Source organism: Polymorphospora rubra, from assembly GCF_018324255.1.
GTDB classification, from domain to species: domain Bacteria; phylum Actinomycetota; class Actinomycetes; order Mycobacteriales; family Micromonosporaceae; genus Polymorphospora; species Polymorphospora rubra.
In genome coordinates, this window is sequence record NZ_AP023359.1 from 4255920 (window position 1) to 4275580 (window position 19661).

Consider the following 19661-nt stretch of genomic DNA (forward strand, 5'->3'; position numbering starts at 1 on the left):
GTGCCGGACCTCACCGCGATCGTCGGGCGGCTGCGGGCGGCCGGCTGTGTCTTCGCCGAAGAGGAGGCCGCGCTGCTGGTCGCGGCCGGTGGTGGCGCCGCCGAACTGGCCGACCGGGTCGCCCGGCGGGTCGCCGGCCTGCCGCTGGAGCACGTGCTCGGCCGGGTCGACTTCGCCGGTCTGCGGCTCGCCGTCGTACCCGGTGTCTTCGTGCCGCGCCGCCGCACCGAACTGCTCGTCCGCCGCGCCGTCGAGTTGACCGGCCCGGCTGCGACCGTCGTCGACCTGTGCTGCGGCTGCGGCGCGGTCGCCGCCGCCGTCGCGTACCGGCTCCGGCCGGCGCGGCTGGTCGCCGCCGACATCGATCCGGTCGCCGTCGACTGCGCCCGGCACAACCTCGCCCCGTACGGCGGCAGGGCGTACGCGGGCGACCTGTTCGACGCGCTGCCGGCCGGGCTGGCCGGCGGTGTCGACCTGCTCGTGGCGAACGTGCCGTACGTGCCGACCGACGAGGTGGCACTGCTGCCCCCGGAAGCCCGGCTGCACGAGCCCCGCGCGGCGCTCGACGGCGGTCCGGACGGGCTGGACGTGCTGCGGCGGGTCGCCGGGCGGGCGGCCGGCTGGCTTTCGCCGGGCGGGCACCTGGTCGTGGAGACCGGTGCGGCGCAGGCGGTGGCGGCCGAGCGGATCATGGCGGACGGCGGGCTTGCCGTCGCGGTCGTGCACGATGAAGATCTTGGGGCCACCGTCCTGTCCGGCCGTCGTCCGGCGGATGGGCTTACTCCGGTCATCGACCCGCGGACCGAGCACGCAGAGTAGGGTCTGCCGGGTGGACGCGGGTAGCGCCGCGACGGACCGGCTGCGCCAGATCCGGGCAGCCGAGAACGAGTGAGGAGCCTGCGTGACGAGCCCACGGAAGACCCGGGTCGCCATCGTATTCGGCGGTCGCAGCACCGAACACGCGATCTCCTGCGTGAGCGCCGGGGCGGTGCTCGCCGCCCTCGACCCCGACGAGTTCGAGGTCGTGCCGATCGGCATCACCCGCGACGGCCGCTGGGTGCTTACCGACGGTGACGCTACGCAACTGGCCATCACCGACCGTCGGCTGCCCGAGATCACCGTCGACTCCGGCCGCATGGTGGTGCTGCCCGCCGACCCGGTCGGCAACAACCTGCTGGTCCTCGACCCGGTCCGCGGCGGCCAGGCACTCGACGGCGTCGACGTGGTGTTCCCCACCCTGCACGGCGCGTACGGCGAGGACGGCACCATCCAGGGCCTGCTGGAGATGGCCGGTGTCCCGTACGTCGGGGCGAACGTCTTCGCGTCCGCGGCGGCCATGGACAAGGAGTTCACCAAGAAGCTCGCCGCCGTCGAGGGCATTCCGGTCGGGCCGTACGCGGTGCTGCGCAACGGCGTGACCCTGTCCGAGGAGGACAAGGAACGCCTGGGCCTGCCGGTCTTCGTCAAGCCGTCGCGCGCCGGTTCGTCGTACGGCATCAGCAAGGTCACCGACTGGGCCGACCTCGACGCGGCGGTGGCCGCCGCCCGGCAGATCGACCCGAAGGTGCTGGTCGAGGCGGCGATCGTCGGTGCCGAGGTGGAGTGCGGCGTGCTGGAGGGCGAAGCCGGCGGGGCGCCGGAGGCGTCGTTGCTCGCCGAGGTACGTGTCGTCGAGCAGGGCCACGACTTCTACGACTTCGAGGCGAAGTACCTCGACAACTCCTGCGAGTACGACATCCCGGCCAACCTGCCGGAGCAGGTGACCCGACAGGTCCAGGAGTACGCCTGCCGTACGTTCACCGCGCTCGACTGCGCCGGGCTGGCCCGGGTCGACTTCTTCGTCACGCCGGACCACACGGTGTATCTCAACGAGATCAACACGATGCCGGGGTTCACGTCGACGTCGATGTTCCCGCGGATGTGGGCGGCCACCGGGCTGGAGTATCCGAAGCTGGTCAGCCGGCTGATCCGTACCGCCCTGCGGCGCGGCTCCGGCCTGCACTGACCGGCCCCGCCCGTCGCCCGCGCCGGCTGGGACGCCGCGCGGGCGGTGGGGGTCAGCCGTTGCAGCCGGACGGGATCCCGGAGGTGGTCGACGGGACCGACTCGACGATCGAGTCGGACAGCGGCGCCAGCCACTGCAGCGCCTCGGGATAGGCGCGCGGCACCGTCACCCGTACCGGCACCTCGCGGTCGACGGTGGTGAAGACCATCGCGTCGGCCTGCTCGACGGAGTGCCAGCAGACCCGGCTCACCACCCAGACGTTGTCGGTGGGCGGGATCTGCGGAGCCGGTACGCCGCAGGCGACCGTGATCGGCGGCTCGCCGTACGCCGCGTTCTGCTCCGCTCCGGCGCTCACCGGTCGCTGCCGCAGGTCTTGCAGGGTCGGCGGGACCATCGACAGCAGTGCGCGGCACACGACGGCGGGCCGTTCCGCCAGCTCCGGCGCGGCCATCTCGACCGGGGTCGACGGCTGCGGCGCGGTGGTCGTGCCGGCCGACGGCGACGGCCCGGCCACCGGCCCGCTTCCGCCGATCTGGCTGAAGGCGAAGAGCCCGACGAGGAGGGCGATCGGCAGCGCGACGACGGTCGCCCAGATCGCCGCCTGCCGGGTGGTGCGGTCCGGGCCCGCGCCCCGGGCCGGCTCGCGCGTGGGAGTGATCTGATCCACCACCTAGAGATGCACCACCGAACAGGTCAACGTACGGGTGATCCCGGGCACCATCTGCACCCTGCTCACGATCAGCTTGCCCAGCTCGTCGACGGTGTGCGCCTCGGAGAGCACCACCACGTCGTACGGCCCGGTGACCGCGTCGACCCGGACCACGCCGGAGATATCCGTGATGGCTGCGGCCACGTCACGCGCCTTTCCGACCTCGGTCTGGATGAGGATGTACGCCTGGACCACGACCCCACTCCTGTCCGCCGCCGAGCGGCTCGCAGGTGAAACTACCGTACGGAGTAGGGGCCAACCATCACGGTAGCCAAGGGAGGCCGTCGCGTGAGTGTGGCGAGGACCGGTGAGTTCGGGCTGATCGCCCGGGTCACCGCCCGGTTGCAGGTCGGACCGACCGCGCTGCTCGGGCCGGGGGACGACGCGGCGCTGGTGGCGGCCCCGGACGGCCGGGTCGTCGCATCGACCGACGTGCTCGTCGAGGGGCGGCACTTCCGACGTGACTGGTCGACCGCGCAGGACATCGGGCACCGGGCCGCGGCGGCCAATCTCGCCGACATCGCGGCGATGGGCGCCGGTCCGACGGCGCTGCTCGTCGCGCTGTGTGTGCCGGCCGGACTGGACGTGCGGTGGGCGGAGGACCTGGCCGACGGCCTAACCGCCGAGGCGGCCAAGGTGGGTGCCAGCGTGGTCGGCGGGGACATGTCGGCGAGCCCGACCCTGACCATCGCCGTCACCGCCCTCGGTGACCTGCACGGCATCGCCCCGGTGCTGCGCAGCGGTGCGCGCCCGGGCGACGTGGTGGCACTCAGCGGCAAGGTCGGCTACGCGGCGGCCGGCTACACCGTCCTGTCGCGCGGGTTCCGCACCCCGAAGCTGCTCGTGGAGTCCTACCGGCGGCCGGACGTGCCGTACGCGGCCGGGCCGGCGGCGGCCCGGCTCGGGGCGACGGCCATGATCGACGTGTCGGACGGGTTGCTCGCCGACCTGGGACACGTCGCCACCGCCAGCCGGGTGGCGGTCGACGTGCTGCGGGACGCGTTCGAGATACCCCGGCAGATGCGCGACGCCGCCCACGCGCTCGGCGTCGACCCGTACCAGTGGGTGCTCGGCGGTGGTGACGACCACGCCCTCGCGGCGACGTTCCCGGACACGGTGGAGTTGCCGCCCGACTGGAAGGTGATCGGCCGGGTCGTCGAGGGTTCCGGCGTCACCGTCGACGGCCACCCGTACAAGGGGCCGGCGGGCTGGGACCACTTCCGCTAGCCGCCCGAACCCCGGCACGGTAAGGGCCACCGTTCCGTCTAACCTTTACCGGTGAGCGAGATCGAGATCCGGACCGTCCGCTACGGCTCGCTGGTCGCGCAGCAGCTCGTGGCGAGCGCGCTGGCCGACCTGGGGCAGCGGTACGGGGGCAGCGGCGACGACACCCCGGTCGACGCGGCCGACTTCGACCCGCCGGCCGGCGCCTTCCTCGTCGCGTACGTCGACGGGGAGCCGGCCGCCTGCGGCGCCTGGCGCAGCCACGGCGACAGTGGCGAGGTGGCCGAGATCAAGCGGATGTACACCACGCCGGCGGCCCGCGGCCGGGGTCTGGCCCGTACGGTGCTGGCCGCGGTGGAGCGGTCGGCGCGGGAGTACGGCCGGAAGCGACTCGTGCTGGAGTGTGGCGACAAGCAGCCCGAGGCGATCGCGCTCTACGAGTCGTCCGGGTTCGAGCGGATCCCCAACTTCGGCTTCTACCGGGATGCGCCCGGCTGCATCTCGTTCGCGCGTCCGCTGTAGCGGCCGGCGCGGGTCGTCGCCGTTCCCGGCCGCCGGCACCTGCGCCTGCCCACGGGCACGCGAACAGCCGCCGGGTCGGTCGGACCCGGCGGCTGCCGGAAGAGTGCGGGTGACGCGGAAGCGTCAGGCGCGGGTGACCTTGCCCGCCTTGATGCAGGAGGTGCACACCTTCAGCTTGCGGGTGGTGCCACCACCGGCCGGGGTACGCACCGACTGGATGTTCGGGTTCCAGCGGCGGTTGGTCCGCCGGTGCGAGTGGGAAACGTTGTGGCCGAAGCCCGGTCCCTTGCCACAGACGTCACACACGCTAGCCACGGGATACTCCTGGGGGAATCTGCTCGTTCGGTCGATCGCCGGCGGGAACCTGTTCGGTCGCCGTCCCGATCACGGGCACGGAAGACCGGGGCCACCGGGCAACCTGGTCAGGTTACCCGATACCCCGGCCGGCCGACGAATCGCCCCCGCCCACCCCGTGATCCGCGTGATCAGGGAGCGGGCGTCCCGACACGCCGGCGACACCCGCGACCCAATCCCTGATCACGCGGATCGTGGCGGTGCACGGCAGGTGTCGGACGGCGCAAGTAGGCTCATCGCCGTGCTGGACACCCTCGACGCCGCGGCCGTGCGTCGATGGTGTGCGGACGGCCTGGCCGCGCTCCGGCACCACCAGGACGAGATCGACCGGCTCAACGTCTATCCGGTGCCCGACGGTGACACCGGCACCAACCTGGTGCTCACCCTCACCTCGGCACACCACGCGCTCGCCCTCGACCTCGACAACTCGCCCGAGGGGGCCCGCCCGCCGCACAGCCGGGTGCTGCGCCTGATGGCCCGCGGGGCGTTGCTCGGCGCCCGGGGCAACTCGGGCGTGATCGTCGCGCAGATCCTGCACGGGCTGGCCGACGCGCTCGCCGGCACGGCACAGGTGCGCGGCCGCGACCTGGCCGGGGCGCTCGACGCGGCGGCCGCGGCCGCCTACGCGGCCGTCGCCAGCCCGGTCGAGGGCACCGTGTTGACGGTCGCCGCCGCGGCGGCCAGGGGAGCGGCCACCGCCGACTCCGACGACCTGGCGACGGTGGCCCGGGCCGCGTCCCGGTCCGCCGCCGCCGCGTTGGCCCGGACGCCCGAGCAGTTGCCGGCCCTGGCCCGGGCCGGGGTGGTCGACGCGGGCGGGCGGGGCCTGTGCGTGCTGCTGGACACCCTGACCGCGGTGGTCACCGGAGCCGAGCCGCCCGGAGCCGAGCCGCCCGGAGCCGAGCCGCCCGGAGCCGAGCCGTCCGCGGCCGAGCCGTCCGCGGCCGGGGCGGCCGGAAGCGGGTCGGCCGCCGGCGGGCCGCCGCCCGTCGCGGTGGAGCCGTCCGCCGCCGGGCCGCCGGACCGGCCGCCGGTCGTCGTCGCCCGGGAGGCCGGCTCACCGGAGTTCGCGTACGAGGTCCGTTTCCTGCTCGACGCCGAGCCGCCGGCGGTGGAACGGATGCGTGCCACCCTGGCCGGGCTCGGCGACTCGCTGGTCGTGGTGGGCACCGGCGCCGACGACGGCGAGTTGCCCACCTGGCACGTGCACGTACACGTCAACGACATCGGTGCGGCGATCGAGGCCGGAATCGTCGCCGGCCGGCCACACCAGATCGCGGTCACCCGTTTCGACGACCAGGTCGACGGCGCCCCGGCGGCGGAACCCGCCGACCCGGCCGCCCGGCCGGGCGACGGTCCGGGCCGGGCGGCCGTCGTGGTCGCGGCCGGTGACGGCCTCGCCGCGCTGTTCGTCGCCGAGGGCGCGGTCGTGGTCGCCGGCCGTCCGTCGACCGGCGAACTGCTCGACGCCATCCGGTCCACCGGGGCGACCCAGGTGGTGGTGCTGCCCAACGATCCCAACACGCAGGCGGTCGCCCGGGCCGCCGCCGAGGAGGCCCAACACCTCGGACTGCGGGTCAGCGTCGTGCCGACCCGGTCACCGGTGCAGGCGCTCGCCGCACTGGCCGTACGCGATTCCGGGCGCCGGTTCGACGACGACGTCATCGAGATGGCCGAGGCCGCTGGGGCGTGCCGGTCGGCGGAGGTCTGCTTCGCCGGCCGGGAGGCGTTGACGATGGCCGGCCGCTGCCAGCCCGGTGACGTACTCGCGCTGGTCGAGGGTGAGGTGCACGTGATCGGCACCGACCTGGGGCGGACCTGCGAGGCGCTGCTGGACCGGATGCTCGGCGGTGGCGGCGAACTGGTGACCATGCTGCTCGGCGCGGACGCCCCGGCCGGGCTCGGCGAGGCGCTGCGCGACTACGCCGCGCGCCGGTGGCCGTTCGTCGAGGTGCACAGTTACGACGGCGGCCAGCCTTTCTATCCGTTGCTGGTGGGGGTGGAATGACCGAGGCGTCGACGGCGGACACGCCGCTGAAGAAGCTGGTCGGCGACAAGACCGCGCGGGCGCTGGCCGACAAGCTCGACCTGCACACCGCCGGTGATCTCGTCTACCACTTCCCGCGCCGCTACGACGAGCGCGGCGAGCACACCGACATCAGGTCACTGGAGGTCGGCGAGGATGTCACGGTCCTCGGCCAGGTCCGCCAGGCGACCGTACGCCCGATGCGGCAGCGGCGCGGCAACCTGCTGGAGGTGACCGTCGGCGACGGTTCCGGCGGGGTGTTGACGTTGACGTTCTTCGGCAACCAGGCGTGGCGCAGCCGGGAACTGACCCCGGGCCGGTGGGGCCTGTTCGCCGGCAAGGTGACCGAGTTCCGCGGCAAGCGCCAGCTCAACGGTCCCGAATACGTGCTGCTCGGCGACGGTCCGGCCGACGGCGAGGTGGCGGCCTCGGGCGAGATCGAGGAGTTCGCCGGCGCGCTGATCCCGGTCTACCCGGCCGCGGCGGCGGTGCCGACCTGGACCATCGCCCGGTGCGTACGGGTCGTCCTGGACACCTTCACCCCGCCCGACGACCCGCTGCCCGCGACGGTGCGGGCCACCCGCAACCTCGTCGGGTTGGGCACCGCGCTGCGCGAGATCCACCGGCCGTCCACGAAGGAGGAGCTCTTCCGGGCCCGGCGGCGGCTGAAGTGGGACGAGGCGTTCGCCGTACAGCTGACCCTGGTGCAGCGCAAGCACCGGGCGGCGGACCGGCCGGCGCGGGCCCGCCCGAGGACGGAGGCGGGCGTGCTCACCACGTTCGACGAACGGCTGCCGTACGAGTTGACCGCCGGCCAGCGGGCCGTCGGTGACGAGATCGCCGCAGACCTGGCCACCGCCCACCCGATGCACCGGCTGTTGCAGGGCGAGGTCGGCTCCGGCAAGACCGTCTGCGCGCTACGGGCGATGCTCCAGGTGGTCGACGCGGGCGGCCAGGCGGCGCTGCTGGCCCCGACCGAGGTGCTCGCCGCCCAGCACCACCGCGGCATCCTCGGCCTGCTCGGTCCGCTGGGCCGGCCGGGTGAACTCGACGGCGACCCGGCCGGCACCGGCGTCGCGCTGGTCACCGGCTCGCTGGGCGCCGCCGCCCGCCGGCAGGCCCTCGACGAGGTCGCCAGCGGCCGGGCCGGCATCGTGGTCGGCACCCACGCCCTGCTCTACGAGGGCGTCGAGTTCGCCGACCTCGGCCTGGTGGTCGTCGACGAGCAGCACCGGTTCGGGGTGGAGCAGCGCGACGCGTTGCGGGCCAAGGCCGAGCAGCCGCCGCACGTGCTGGTGATGACCGCCACCCCGATCCCGCGCACGGTGGCGATGACCGTGTACGGCGACCTGGAGGTCTCGACGCTCTCCCAGCTGCCGCGCGGCCGGTCGCCGATCGCGTCGCACGTGGTGCCGGCGAGCGAGAAGCCGGCCTTCCTGGAGCGGGCCTGGCGCCGGCTGCGCGAGGAGGTGGCGGCCGGCCACCAGGCGTACGTCGTGTGCCCCCGGATCGGCGAGGACTCGTCGTCGCCGGAGGAGGCGGCCGCCGAGGTCGACGAGTCGGGCCGCCGCCCACCGCTGGCCGTGCTCGACGTCGCCCCGCTGCTCGCCGACGGGCCGCTGCACGGGCTGCGGATCGGGGTCCTGCACGGACGGTTGCCGGCCGACGAGAAGGACGCCGTGATGCGCGCGTTCGCCGCCGGCGATCTGGACGTGCTGGTCGCGACGACGGTGATCGAGGTCGGGGTCGACGTACCCAACTCGACCGTGATGATCGTGCTCGACGCCGACCGGTTCGGGGTGTCGCAGCTGCACCAGTTGCGCGGCCGGGTCGGTCGGGGTTCGGCCGCCGGCCTCTGCCTGCTGGTCACCGAGGCGGGCGAGGGGTCGTCGGCCCGGGAGCGGCTGGACGCGGTCGCGTCGACGACCGACGGGTTCCGGCTGGCCGAGTTGGATCTGGAGCAGCGGCGCGAAGGCGACGTGCTCGGGGCGACCCAGTCGGGACGGCGTTCGCACCTGCGGCTGCTGTCGTTGCTGCGCGACGCGGACCTGATCCGCGACGCGCGCGCCGAGGCGATCGCGCTGGTCGAGGAGGACCCGGACCTGCTGCGGCACCCGGCGCTGGCCGCCTCGGTGGCCGCCCTGGTCGACGAGGAACGTGCCGAATACCTGGAGAAGGGCTGACCGAACCGGCGGGCCGGTCCCGTCGGAGCGACCGGCGGGGCGGAAGTGCCGGCGTCCGGACCGGACAACGGAGCGGGGCGCGCCGGTCCGGTGGTCGGACCGACGCGCCCCGCGGCACGTCAGACTCAGGCGGTGAAGGTCAACCGACGGCGACGGGCCAGGTAGAACAGGAACCCGCCGACGGCGAGCAGCAGCACGGCACCGGCCGCGATGCCACCGGCCGCGGCACCGGTCACCGGCAGGTCACCGCCGCCACCGCCACCCGGCGCGGGGCAGTCCTCGGGCTTCTCCTCGTCCCACGCGAAGGTGACGACGTCGTCCTCGTAGCCCTCGATGACGGCGTCGACGGTGAGTCCGGCGGAGCCGGCGAACGTGACGCTCTTGGACTCGCCCGGGGCGACCGTGATCTTCTGGACGTCACCGGTGCTCGGCGTGAACACGGCGGTGAACGACTCGCTGCCGTCCTCGGGGTTGGTCAGGCTGAAGGTCATGTCCTCGCAGGTGACCTCCAGGCCCGCGGTGGGGCAGCCCTCCGGCTCCGGCGCCGAGCCGGTGAACAGCGGCTTCTCCTGGCCGGCCTCGGTGACCGTGATCTCGTCGGCCTTGTCGGCCGGGATCTCCACCGTGGTCTCCCCGCCCGGGGCGACCTCGACGGACTCCTCGAAGCCCGCGGCGGTGACGACCTTGAACTTGGCCGGGGCGGTGGCGTCCTTGCCGTTGGTCAGGGTGACCGCGACCAGACCGTCACAGTCGGTGGCGATCGTGTACGTCGGCGTGGCCGTCGCCGGCGGCGGCTCCTCCTTCTCGCACACCCCGCCGAGGGTGATCGTCTTCTTCTTCCACTTGGTGTCCTCGTGACCGCTGTCCCAGGCGCCCTTGACCTGGAGCGAGGCCTGGACGGTGGTGCCCGGCAGGCGCTGGGTGCCGGTCAGCGGGGTGTGCGGGTTCAACGGGTACCCGTCGCCCAGCGTGACCTCGATGCCGGTCACCGGGATCGGCTTGGCGACCACCTCGTAGAGCCGGTAACCGGTCGACTCGGGCGGGGCGACGCTGGTGACGGTCCAGTCGACGACCCATTCGCCGGTGGTGGTGTCGCAGACGGCCTTGCCGTCGACCACGCTGTGGTGCGCGCTCGCGGGCGAGGCCACCGCGACCGCGGCGGCGAGGCCGAGGAACGCGGCGCCGACGACGGCGAGCGGCCGCCGCAGCGACAGCTTGGAAGAGATCACGCGTACTCCTGGGGTGGAAAACTCGAGGGCACGGCGCCGGGGGTGGTGGTGCGCTCACCGAACGGGCGCGACCAGCGGCGCCGTACGCCGGCGAGATACAGCCGGCACAGCGCCAGACCATATCGGCTCGTGGCGGGCGTCGGCAGCCCTCATGGAACGCTAAGGATCCTGATGCGCATTCGAGATCTTTGATCTACGGAAAGCCGTACGGTCGGCACCGTGAGTGGCGTCGTCATCGTCCGGCCGGCGGCCGGACGGCGCCACTCGTCGCGTAGCGTCGAGGCGGTCCATGGCCGTGCGGGCAGCGGCGGGCCGGACGGTTGGAGGTGTCATGACGCGGATCGTCGCCGGGACGTTCGGCGGACGGCGGATCGCCGTACCGCCGGGCGCGCACACCCGGCCGACCTCCGACCGGGTCCGTGAGGCGCTGTTCAGCGCGCTGGACACCCGGGTCGACCTCGACGGGGCCCGCGTCGCCGACCTCTACGCCGGGTCCGGCGCGCTCGGCCTGGAGGCGTTGTCGCGGGGCGCGGCGCACGTGCTGCTCGTCGAGTCGGACCAGCGGGCCGTACGGATCATCCGGGAGAACGTCGCCGCCCTGCGGGCCGGCCCGGCGGTAAGGGTGGTGACCGGCAAGGTCGGCACCGTGCTGGCCGCCGGCCCTCCGGACGGCGCCCCGTACGACGTGGTCATCGCCGATCCGCCGTACGCGGTGCCGGACGAGGAGGTGACCGCGATGCTGGCCGCGCTCGTCGGTGGCGGCTGGCTGGCGGCCGACGCCGTCGTGGTGGTCGAGCGGGCCACCCGCGGTGGGCCCGTCACCTGGGTGGAAGGCGTCACCGGCGAGAGCGGTCGGCGTTACGGGGAGACCACGCTTTGGTACGGTCGCCGATCATGAGACGTGCGGTGTGCCCAGGCTCGTTCGATCCGGTGACCAACGGACACCTCGACATCGTCGGCCGGAGCAGTCGGCTCTTCGACGAGGTGATCGTCGGTGTGCTGATCAACCAGTCGAAGCAGGGCCTGTTCACGGTCGACGAGCGGATCGAGCTGCTGCGCGAGGTGACCGCCGACTATCCGAACGTGCGGGTGGAGTCGTTCCGCGGTCTGCTGGTCGACTTCTGCCGGGCGCAGGAGGCGAGCGTGGTGGTCAAGGGGCTGCGGGCGGTCAGCGACTTCGACTACGAACTCCAGATGGCCCAGATGAACATCGGGCTCGCCGGGGTCGAGACGCTCTTCATGCCCACGAACCCGCTCTACTCCTTCGTCTCGTCCAGCCTGGTGAAGGAGGTCGCCAAGTGGGGCGGGGACGTCTCGGCGCACCTGCCCGAATCGGTCCTCCGCCGGCTGGTCGACCGGATGGAGTCGACCCGCTCCTGATCGGCGGACCCGTCCGGAAAGCGGCTGTCGCGAGGAAAGCGGCCGTCGTGGGGGAAAGGTGCCGGTCGGGCGGGGTGACCGAGGTGCCCGGCGACGCGCCGTACCGGACGGGATCGGTACTCCTGTTGCCCCGGCACCGCATGATTGGTCGAGCAGGGATCTGGGTCGACCCCGCATCATGTAGGTCGGCCGACGAACTACAGGGGTGAGGTGCCGGGTGGACCCGCTCGACCGCATCGACGAGATCATCGCCATCCTGGAGACGGCGCGGTCCGTCCCGATGTCGCGCAACAACTGCATGGTCGATCGTGGGGAGATGATCGGCATCCTCGACGAACTGCGCGCCGAACTCCCCGCGGATCTGCGCAGGGCGGCCGCGCTGCTGGAGGAGCGCGACAAGATCATGGACGCCGGCAAGCGCGAGGCGGACCGGATCATCAGCGAGGGCGAGGCCGAGCACGCCCGCCTCGTCTCGGTCAACGAGATCACCGTCTCGGCCGAGCACGAGGGTGCCCGGATCATCGGCGAGGCCCGGGCCGAGGCGCAGCGGCTGCGTGAGGAGGTCGACGACTACGTCGACACCGCCCTGGCCAACTTCGAGCAGTTCCTCACCCGGGCCCTCGCCTCGATCGAGCGGGGCCGGGACAAGATGCACGCACTGCGCGAGATCGGCAACTTCGGTGGCGAGGACACCGAACGCCCGCTTTCGTTCTGACGATCCTCTCGGGTCCGCCGTGGCGGTGCCCCGGTTCGACGCTGAGGTCCCTGCTCAGGTAACCTTCAACGTCGGCCTCACACAGGCCGGAGTCTGACTATGCCCAAACATTCGCCGATCCACCTCGACCCCAGGTCGCCGCTGGTCCTCGACACGAGGGAGCTGCCGCGCCGGCCTGGCGCGTTGCGTACGGTCAAGCGGGTGGTGCCGGCCCCGGCAGACCTCGGACTGGAGCTGATCGGTGTGCCGGAAGGCGCCGACCTCGACCTCGACCTGAGACTCGAATCGGTGTCCGAGGGTGTGCTCGTCTCCGGAACCGTCAGCGGTTCCGTCCAGGGCGAGTGCGGGCGGTGCCTGCGCGCGATCGGCGACTCGCTGACCGTCACGGTCCAGGAGCTGTACGCGTACGAGAACAGCACCACGGACGAGACGACCGACGAGGACGAGGTGGGCCGGCTCCAAGGCGACCTGATCGACCTGGAGCCGGTGCTGCGGGATGCGGTGGTGCTCGCGCTGCCGACCAACCCGCTGTGCCGAGACGACTGCCCAGGGTTGTGCCCCGAGTGCGGGGTGCAATGGGACGAGCTGCCGGCGGACCACAGCCACCAGCAGATCGACCCGCGCTGGGCGAGCCTGTCGCAACTGACCCGTAAAGAGGAGTAGGAACCGTGGCCGTCCCCAAGCGCAAGATGTCGCGCAGCAACACCCGGTCCCGCCGGGCGAACTGGAAGGCGACGGCGGTCGCGACTGCCGCCTGCCCGCAGTGCCGGTCGCCGAAGCTGCCGCACAACGCCTGCACCGTGTGCGGCACCTACAACGGCCGCCAGGTCATCGAGGTCTGACGCCGGCAAGCGTGACGCCTTCGACTTCCGGTCAGGCGGCGCGCAGGCCCTGGTCAACGCCCGGTGCCCCGGCTCCCGCCGGCCGCGACTCGACGGCCGGGTCGCCCGCGGAGCCGGGGACCGTGCGGATCGCCGTCGACCTCCTCGGCGGGGACAACGCTCCCGCCGTCGTGGTTGACGGCGCTCTGCGGGCATGCGGCGCCGATCCTGAACTACACCTGCTCCTCGTCGGACCGCCCGAGACGGCCGACGAGGTCTTCGCCGCGCTCCGGCCGGCCCAGCGTGACCGGGTTTCCGTACGCCCGGTCAGCCGCGCGGTCGGCATGGCCGACGCGCCCACTGTCGCCACCCGCACCGACACCACCGTCCGCGCCGCCGTCGCCGCGGTCGCCGAAGGTGCCGCCGACGCCGTCGTGTCGGCCGGTGCCAGCGGGGCGACCGTCACCGCCGCCGTACTCGGCCTGCGTCGCTGGCCCGAGGTCCGGCATCCCGCGCTGGTCGCGAGCCTGCCGGCCGTACACGGTCCGGTGGTGCTGCTCGACGTCGGCGGCTCCCTGGAGGCCCGGCCGACCACGCTGGCCCGGCACGCCATCCTGGGCGCCGCCTACGCCGCCGTCGTGCACGGCATCGCCCGGCCGCGGGTCGGACTGCTGTCGATCGGCGTCGAGCCGGGCAAGGGCGACCGGGTACGCCGGGCCGCCGACCCCCTGCTCGCCGCCGTCGCGCTGCCCGGCGATGCCACCTATGTGGGCCTCGTCGAGGGCTACGACATCGGTATCGGTGACCGTGCCGACGTCGTGGTGACCGACGGATTCACCGGAAACGTCCTGCTCAAGGGCATCGAGGGGGCCTACGCGATGGCGGGCGGACCGCCGTCGGCCGGCGGGGTGCCCCGCGCCGCCGCCCTGCTCGGCGTGCCCGGCACGGTGGTGGTCTGCCACGGCGCGGCCGACGGCGCCGACGTCGCCTCCGGCATTGCGCTCGCCGCCCACCTGCACCGGCGCGGTGTGACCCGCACCGTCGCGGCGCTGCTCGCCGACTCGGCCGAGGTGACAGCATGACCGGGCGAAGCGAGGAGCACGGATGCCCGAGCGGAGCGAGGGCATCGGTCGGCTCGGTGACACCGCGCCCACCGGACGAAGTGAGGAGGGCGCGTGACCCAGTCCCGACGGCACCGGCCACGGTGCATCCGGTCCACGGCGATCACAGCGGCGAGGTGAGCAGATGAGCAACGACAAGCGGAGGCGGCCACCGGTCGGCCACCTGGAGGCTGCCTTCGGGATCTCCCTCGACCCCGAACTGCTGGAACGGGCCCTGACCCACCGCTCGTTCGCGTACGAGAACGGTGGCCTGCCGACCAACGAGCGCCTGGAGTTCCTCGGCGACTCGGTGCTCGGTGTGGTGATCACGGCGGCGCTGTTCCACAACCACCCGGACCTGCCCGAGGGGCAGCTCGCCAAGCTGCGGGCCAGCGTGGTCAACATGCGTGCGCTCGCCGACGTCGCCCGTGGCCTCGGTCCGCAGGGCCTCGGGCCGTACCTGCTGTTGGGCAAGGGTGAGGAGACCACCGGCGGCCGGGACAAGGCGAGCATCCTCGCCGACACCCTGGAGGCGCTGCTCGGCGCGATCTACCTCCAGTACGGGCTGGACACCGCCTCGATCGTGATCCACCGGCTGTTCGACCCGCTGATGGCGGACTCCGCCGGCCGCGGCGCGGCCCTGGACTGGAAGACCAGCCTCCAGGAGCTGACCGCCGCGCTCGGGGTCGGGGTGCCGGAATACCGGATCGACGACGCCGGCCCGGACCACGCCAAGACGTTCACCGCCTGGGTGGTGGTCGCCGGCCAGCGGTACGGCGGCGCCGAGGGCCGCAGCAAGAAGGAGGCCGAGCAGCGGGCCGCCGAGGCGGCCTGGCGGACGCTGTCGGAGCAGGTCGCCGAGCCGACCGAGGTCCCGCCGGACCAGCCGACCACGGCACCCGACGCGGCGGCCCCGACCGGCCCGGCGGGGCGCCCGCGCCGGAGGGCGAGCCCGTTCCGGCGGCCGGTTCCGTGCCGGCGTCGGCCGACGGGGTGTCGATCCCGGATCCGGACCCGTCCGGCAGCCGACGTGCCTGAGCTGCCCGAGGTCGAGACGGTCCGGCAGGGGCTGGCCCGGTGGGTGACCGGCCGGCGGTTCGCCGTCGTCGACGTACGGCATCCACGGGCGATCCGCCGGCACCTGCCCGGTGCCGCACACTTCGCGGCGGTGCTCGCCGGCCGGCAGGTGGTCGACGTCCGCCGCCGGGGAAAGTACCTGTGGCTGCCGCTGGACAGCGGCGACGCGGTGATCGGGCACCTCGGCATGTCGGGGCAGCTGCTGATGCAGCCGGCGGGCACGCCCGACGAGACACACCTGCGGATCCGGTTCACCTTCGACGACGGCGGCCCCGAACTCCGCTTCGTCGACCAGCGTACGTTCGGCGGGCTGTCGTACTCCGAGGGCGGCGCCGACCTGCCGACGGAGATCGCGCACATCGCCCGCGACCCGATGGATCCGGAGTTCTCCGACACGGCGTTCGTCGCCGCGATCCGGCGGCGCCGGACCGAGGTGAAGCGGGCCCTGCTCGACCAGACACTGATCTCCGGCGTCGGCAACATCTACGCCGACGAGGCGCTGTGGCGGGCCCGGTTGCACGGGTTGCGGCCGACCGCCGCACTGACCGGACCGGCGGTCATCCGGCTGCTCGGGCACGTACGCGACGTGCTGGGTGCGGCGATCAAGGCCGGCGGCACCAGCTTCGACGCCCTGTACGTCGACGTGAACGGCGAGAGCGGCTACTTCGACCGGTCGCTCGACGTGTACGGCCGGGAGGGGCTGCCGTGCCACCGGTGCGGCGCTCCGATCCGCCGTGAGCCGTTCATGAACCGGTCCTCCTTCAGCTGCCCACGCTGCCAGCCCCGCCCACGCCTGCCCCGGCCCTGACCGGGCGCACCACCGGTCGGGCGCACCACCGGTCGGGCGGATGCCGGCGGGCCGGGCGGCCGGGCCGGACCCGGGTGTACGGCTCAGAACAGGCACGGGGCGCGCCAGACTCCCAGCTCCCGGCTCTTGTGCACCGACGCGAACCCCAGGGCGCGGGTCGTCGGGCAGAACTCGCTGGTGTCGGCGTCGTACTCGACGTGGAAGACCGGCTTGTCGGCCGCGACGAACGGCAGCAGCCGGTCGCACTCGGCCGCCACGAAGCACTCCTCGTTGACGGCGAAGTCGAAGTCGGGCTCCAGCGCCGCGACCTGGTCGATGTCGTTGACCAGCCCCGGCGACAGCCCGAGCGAGCGGGCCAGCTTCGCGAGCCGCCGGTTGAAGACGATCTGGTCGTCGAAGGTCAGCGGCAGGCCGGGGTCGTACGCGTAGCCGTCCACGCCGTACGGCGCCACCGCGTGGAAACCCTTGCCCCGACAGAGCCGGAACCGGTCGGTGAGGATCGGTTCGAGGACCCCCCACTGCCGTACGTCGACCCACCACTCGTCGGGTCGCCCGGTCGGCTCGCCGAGCACCTGCGGCGGGAACCGGCCGGCGTCCGGCCGCGACGTCCGCAGCACGCCGGCCTCGACGTGGCAGACGACCCGCTTGCCCCGGGCCCGCAACCGGTCGACCGCGTCGACGGTGGCGGTGAAGCCGTCGAGGGCGAACACGTCGGCGTCGACGGTGACGTCCGGTTCGCCGGTGAGCTGCCACTGCCAGGTGAGTGCGGTGGCCGTCGGCCAGGGGCGGGGGATCGGCGGATCACGCTCGTCGGAGCAGGCCGCCCCGGCCAGCAGTACGGCCAGGACGGCGACCACGGCCCGGGCGGCGCGGGCGGTGACGGTGCGCGGCGGACGCGCCCCGGCCATGTCAGCCCGCCGGGGTGAGCGTGTCCAGCCGGCTGGGGAGCCCGCCGTACGGGTGCGGCAGCCCGCGGTCGGTGACCAGCCCGAAGCCGGCTCCCCGCCAGGTCATCAGGCGCCGCGCCGCCGGGAGCTGCGCCGGCGGCACCGAGTACACCAGGTGGCCGTCGCCGAGTTCGCCGCCGGCCCCGGTCCACCGCTGGTAGTCCGGCCAGCCACCCTCGAAGGTGCAGATGCCGACGTCGAGCCGGCGGTAGAGCGGATCGGTGGGCGTCCCCGGATTCAGGACGACCTCGGACAGCCCGCCGCGTCGGGCCGCCCGGACGGCCAGCGCCACCGGGCCGACGGCGGACGGGGCGGTGGGGGCTCGGTCGAGGAAGACGCCGCCGACCGGGTGGCCGGTCCAGCCCTCGACGTCGTCGAGCACGTCGGCGAGCGGCCGGGTGGCCCGGGCCAGGTCGACGTATCCGAGCACGGGCACGCCCGCCGCGGCCAGCCGGGCGGTGACCCGGCGGTACGCGGGGTCGTCGTGCCCGTCGACGACGACGGTGGTGCCGCGTAGCCGGTCCGGTTCCCACGCCGCCGGAGCCACCGCCGGATGGACGTAGAGAGGCAGCAGTACGGTCATCGATGAGCTCCCCCGGGCTCGAGAACGGCGCGTTGCCGTGGTGACCAGGCCGGGCGAGGTGCCGCCGGCGACGCCGCCACGTCCGGTCGCGGCACACCGCCCGTGGGGTCAACGAGCCGGGAGCGTCCGGCGGCACGGCCGGGCGACACCCGGGCCGGTGCGCCGGCCCCGGCGGCCGGGCCACGGCGTCGCACCCGTCGTGGCGGGGCCGCCGGGGGGATCCAGCCGGCGAAGTCGGGCTGCCCGGGGGGATCCGCCGGCGGAGCCGGGCCGCCGCCCAGGGGATCAGACGACTGCGCCGGCCGCCCGGGGGGATCAGACGGCGGAGCCGAACATCTGGGTCCAGTAGATCGTGCCGTCGGCCGACCGGGCGATCCCCATGCCGATCGCCTTGGCGTCGCAGTTCAGGATGTTGGCCCGGTGGCCGGGGCTGTTCATCCAGCCCTCCATCACCGCGGCCGGGGTCCGGTAGCCGGCGGCGACGTTCTCGCTGATCGCCCGCTGGTAGCCGGCCTGCTCGGCGCGTTGCCACGGGGAGCTGCCGTTGCTGCCCTCGTGCGACATCCGGCTGTGCGCGGCCTGGTCCTCGCTGTGCAGCCGGGCCGCCTTCGCCAGGTTGGCGTTGGTGCGTACGGCGCCGCAGCCGGCCTCCGCCCGGCGCTGGTTGACGATCGCGACGACCTGCTCCTCCTGGCTGCCGCCCCCGCCCGACTCGGTGCGCGTCGTGGGGGTGCGGCTCGGTGTACGGCTCGGGGTGGCGCTGGTCTTCGACGGCTTCGGGGTGGGGCGGGGACTGGCCGACGTCGGGGTGGGAGCGGGCGACGGGCTGTCGCTCGGGGTGGCCGAGCCGGTCGGGGTCGCAGTGGCCGGGTCGGTCGCCAACGGCAGCCCGTCCGGGTTGACCAGTCCGTTGCCGGCGCCGTCACCGGTGGTGACCCCGGTCGAGGTCGTCTCGGGTCCGCCGGCGAGGTACGACGGCAGCAGGGCCGCGCCGACGCCGAGGCCGACCAGCAGCACGCTGACCACGGCGGCGAGACCGAACAGCCCGGACAGCCGGCGTGGGCCGCGGTGCCGACCCCGTCCGCGCGACGTCGGTGGCCGGTCGGGCTCGTGGCTTTCGCCGTACACGCTGTCGCCTCCGTCTGCCGGGGTCAGGGCCGGTGCGACCGTACGCATCCGGTCCTCGCCCGGGCAACGTGGCTAAGGAAGATATAAGGCCCCGGGAAGATCATCATTAGCGGGCCGGAAACGTCCGGCCGATAGCATCGGCGGGGTCCGGACAGTGATCTTCGTCCGTACCGGGAGGTGGCCGCCACGATCGTGGCGGTGACATGAGAGTGATCCATGCCCCGCCCAGCTTGACGACACAGCGACATCGGCGGACTATAGAGGTGTCGCCAGTCGCGCCCGATCCTGTCCCCGTGTGCCCGGGGGCTTCGCCGCGACCACGCTGGGCGCGCGTTTGTCCGGCCTTTCCGGCAGCGCATTACAAGGAGTTGATATGGCGAAGGCCCTCTACGGCCATGTTGGCATGGCGCCTGACCGGCGTCTGCTCGACGAGGTCACCCGACTGCGTGCAAGGGTCGAGGCACTCGAGTTCGAGATCACCCGTGTGCGTGCCGAGAACGATCGGCTCGCCGCGGCTGCCGCCGAAGCAGACGAACTGCTGCGGCTGGCAGAGCCGGCAATGGCCTGATCCGAGCTGCGGAGGCCGGGGGAACCCGGCGCCGTTGCCCGAACACCTGAATCGCACCACACCAGATCGCGCGCCGACCACATCGTGTCGGCGCGCAGCTTTTTGCCCTCGGTAGGCGCTGACCGGCGCGTGCCGTTCCGTCGACCGCGCCGATGCGGGTTACGCTGCGAAATGGCCCGGACCGCCCGCCCGGCGACGGGTCGACCGGCGGCCCCCGACGAATGGAGCAGGGGCACCTCGGCGCCGAGCGCCCGCCGGCGGTCAGCGCCGGCCGGCAGCCCG

21 protein-coding genes and 1 pseudogene are annotated in these 19661 nt (G+C 73.6%); 15 read left to right on the top strand and 7 right to left on the bottom strand.

Annotated elements, in window-relative coordinates; genetic code table 11:
- Positions 1 to 819 (top strand): putative protein N(5)-glutamine methyltransferase, encoded by an 819-nt coding sequence (locus Prubr_RS19290; RefSeq protein WP_212816347.1) that lies wholly within the window; start codon positions 1 to 3, stop codon positions 817 to 819.
- Positions 820 to 901: 82 nt separating this feature from the next.
- Positions 902 to 2005: a D-alanine--D-alanine ligase family protein gene (locus tag Prubr_RS19295; protein WP_212816348.1), complete on the top strand. Its 1104-nt coding sequence runs from the start codon at positions 902 to 904 to the stop codon at positions 2003 to 2005.
- A gap of 52 nt (positions 2006 to 2057) precedes the next feature.
- Here Prubr_RS19295 and Prubr_RS19300 read toward each other — a convergent pair whose 3' ends face one another.
- Both Prubr_RS19300 and Prubr_RS19305 read right to left on the bottom strand, forming a co-directional pair.
- A complete protein-coding gene (locus Prubr_RS19300) occupies positions 2058 to 2675 on the bottom strand; it encodes a DUF3515 domain-containing protein (protein WP_246567350.1) in 618 nt (205 codons plus the stop codon).
- Positions 2676 to 2909, bottom strand: a complete 234-nt coding sequence (locus Prubr_RS19305) for an Lrp/AsnC ligand binding domain-containing protein (RefSeq protein WP_212816349.1) — start codon at positions 2907 to 2909, stop codon at positions 2676 to 2678.
- 93 nt (positions 2910 to 3002) lie between these two features.
- On the opposite strand from Prubr_RS19305, the gene Prubr_RS19310 reads away from it, so the two are divergent.
- Together Prubr_RS19310 and Prubr_RS19315 are read left to right on the top strand one after the other, a co-directional pair.
- Entirely contained in the window at positions 3003 to 3941 is a 939-nt protein-coding gene (locus tag Prubr_RS19310) for a thiamine-phosphate kinase (RefSeq protein ID WP_212816350.1), read from the top strand.
- A 51-nt stretch (positions 3942 to 3992) separates the two neighbouring features.
- The gene (locus tag Prubr_RS19315; RefSeq protein ID WP_212816351.1) at positions 3993 to 4460 is read left to right on the top strand and encodes a GNAT family N-acetyltransferase; all 468 of its coding nucleotides are present in this window, start codon (positions 3993 to 3995) and stop codon (positions 4458 to 4460) included.
- 123 nt (positions 4461 to 4583) lie between these two features.
- On the opposite strand, the gene rpmB is transcribed toward Prubr_RS19315, so the two are convergent.
- Positions 4584 to 4775, bottom strand: coding sequence for a 50S ribosomal protein L28 (rpmB, locus tag Prubr_RS19320; protein WP_203899300.1), 192 nt, complete (start codon positions 4773 to 4775; stop codon positions 4584 to 4586).
- Positions 4776 to 5055: 280 nt separating this feature from the next.
- Here rpmB and Prubr_RS19325 point away from each other — a divergent pair, with 280 nt between their 5' ends.
- Both Prubr_RS19325 and recG read left to right on the top strand, forming a co-directional pair.
- Positions 5056 to 6822, top strand: coding sequence for a DAK2 domain-containing protein (locus tag Prubr_RS19325; protein WP_212816352.1), 1767 nt, complete (start codon positions 5056 to 5058; stop codon positions 6820 to 6822).
- Entirely contained in the window at positions 6819 to 9023 is a 2205-nt protein-coding gene (gene recG / locus Prubr_RS19330) for an ATP-dependent DNA helicase RecG (protein WP_212816353.1), read from the top strand. The genes Prubr_RS19325 and recG overlap by 4 nt, the downstream gene beginning before the upstream one ends.
- A 125-nt stretch (positions 9024 to 9148) precedes the next feature.
- Here recG and Prubr_RS19335 read toward each other — a convergent pair whose 3' ends face one another.
- On the bottom strand, positions 9149 to 10252 hold the full coding sequence (locus tag Prubr_RS19335; RefSeq protein ID WP_246567353.1) for a cell wall anchor protein: 1104 nt from the start codon (positions 10250 to 10252) through the stop codon (positions 9149 to 9151).
- Positions 10253 to 10583: 331 nt separating this feature from the next.
- On the opposite strand from Prubr_RS19335, the gene rsmD reads away from it, so the two are divergent.
- From rsmD to mutM, 8 genes and pseudogenes are all read left to right on the top strand, one after another.
- Positions 10584 to 11150 carry a 16S rRNA (guanine(966)-N(2))-methyltransferase RsmD gene (rsmD, locus tag Prubr_RS19340; protein ID WP_212816354.1) on the top strand — a complete coding sequence of 189 codons (567 nt, stop codon included), beginning with the start codon at positions 10584 to 10586 and terminating at the stop codon, positions 11148 to 11150.
- Positions 11147 to 11632, top strand: coding sequence for a pantetheine-phosphate adenylyltransferase (gene coaD / locus Prubr_RS19345; protein ID WP_212816355.1), 486 nt, complete (start codon positions 11147 to 11149; stop codon positions 11630 to 11632). Before rsmD ends, coaD begins: the two co-directional genes overlap by 4 nt.
- Before the next feature lie 217 nt (positions 11633 to 11849).
- The gene (locus Prubr_RS19350; protein ID WP_212816356.1) at positions 11850 to 12347 is read left to right on the top strand and encodes a hypothetical protein; all 498 of its coding nucleotides are present in this window, start codon (positions 11850 to 11852) and stop codon (positions 12345 to 12347) included.
- A 99-nt stretch (positions 12348 to 12446) separates the two neighbouring features.
- Entirely contained in the window at positions 12447 to 13010 is a 564-nt protein-coding gene (locus tag Prubr_RS19355) for a YceD family protein (protein WP_212816357.1), read from the top strand.
- A gap of 5 nt (positions 13011 to 13015) precedes the next feature.
- Positions 13016 to 13189: a 50S ribosomal protein L32 gene (gene rpmF / locus Prubr_RS19360; protein ID WP_212816358.1), complete on the top strand. Its 174-nt coding sequence runs from the start codon at positions 13016 to 13018 to the stop codon at positions 13187 to 13189.
- Between the two features lie 122 nt (positions 13190 to 13311).
- On the top strand, positions 13312 to 14250 hold the full coding sequence (locus Prubr_RS19365; protein WP_246567356.1) for a phosphate acyltransferase PlsX: 939 nt from the start codon (positions 13312 to 13314) through the stop codon (positions 14248 to 14250).
- 163 nt (positions 14251 to 14413) lie between these two features.
- Positions 14414 to 15130: pseudogene (rnc, locus tag Prubr_RS19370) on the top strand (ribonuclease III); the annotation flags it as partial.
- A 168-nt stretch (positions 15131 to 15298) separates the two neighbouring features.
- Positions 15299 to 16153 (top strand): bifunctional DNA-formamidopyrimidine glycosylase/DNA-(apurinic or apyrimidinic site) lyase, encoded by an 855-nt coding sequence (gene mutM, locus Prubr_RS19375; protein WP_212828247.1) that lies wholly within the window; start codon positions 15299 to 15301, stop codon positions 16151 to 16153.
- An 83-nt stretch (positions 16154 to 16236) separates the two neighbouring features.
- Here the strand turns inward: mutM and Prubr_RS19380 are convergent, their stop codons facing one another.
- The 3 genes from Prubr_RS19380 to Prubr_RS19390 form a co-directional block, all read right to left on the bottom strand.
- Positions 16237 to 17061, bottom strand: a complete 825-nt coding sequence (locus Prubr_RS19380) for an endo alpha-1,4 polygalactosaminidase (RefSeq protein WP_212816360.1) — start codon at positions 17059 to 17061, stop codon at positions 16237 to 16239.
- 1 nt (position 17062) lies between these two features.
- Entirely contained in the window at positions 17063 to 17683 is a 621-nt protein-coding gene (locus Prubr_RS19385) for a spherulation-specific family 4 protein (RefSeq protein ID WP_212816361.1), read from the bottom strand.
- Between the two features lie 315 nt (positions 17684 to 17998).
- Positions 17999 to 18859 (bottom strand): CAP domain-containing protein, encoded by an 861-nt coding sequence (locus Prubr_RS19390; protein ID WP_212816362.1) that lies wholly within the window; start codon positions 18857 to 18859, stop codon positions 17999 to 18001.
- A 325-nt stretch (positions 18860 to 19184) separates the two neighbouring features.
- Here Prubr_RS19390 and Prubr_RS19395 point away from each other — a divergent pair, with 325 nt between their 5' ends.
- A complete protein-coding gene (locus Prubr_RS19395) occupies positions 19185 to 19379 on the top strand; it encodes a hypothetical protein (protein ID WP_212816363.1) in 195 nt (64 codons plus the stop codon).
- Positions 19380 to 19661: the final 282 nt, after the last annotated feature.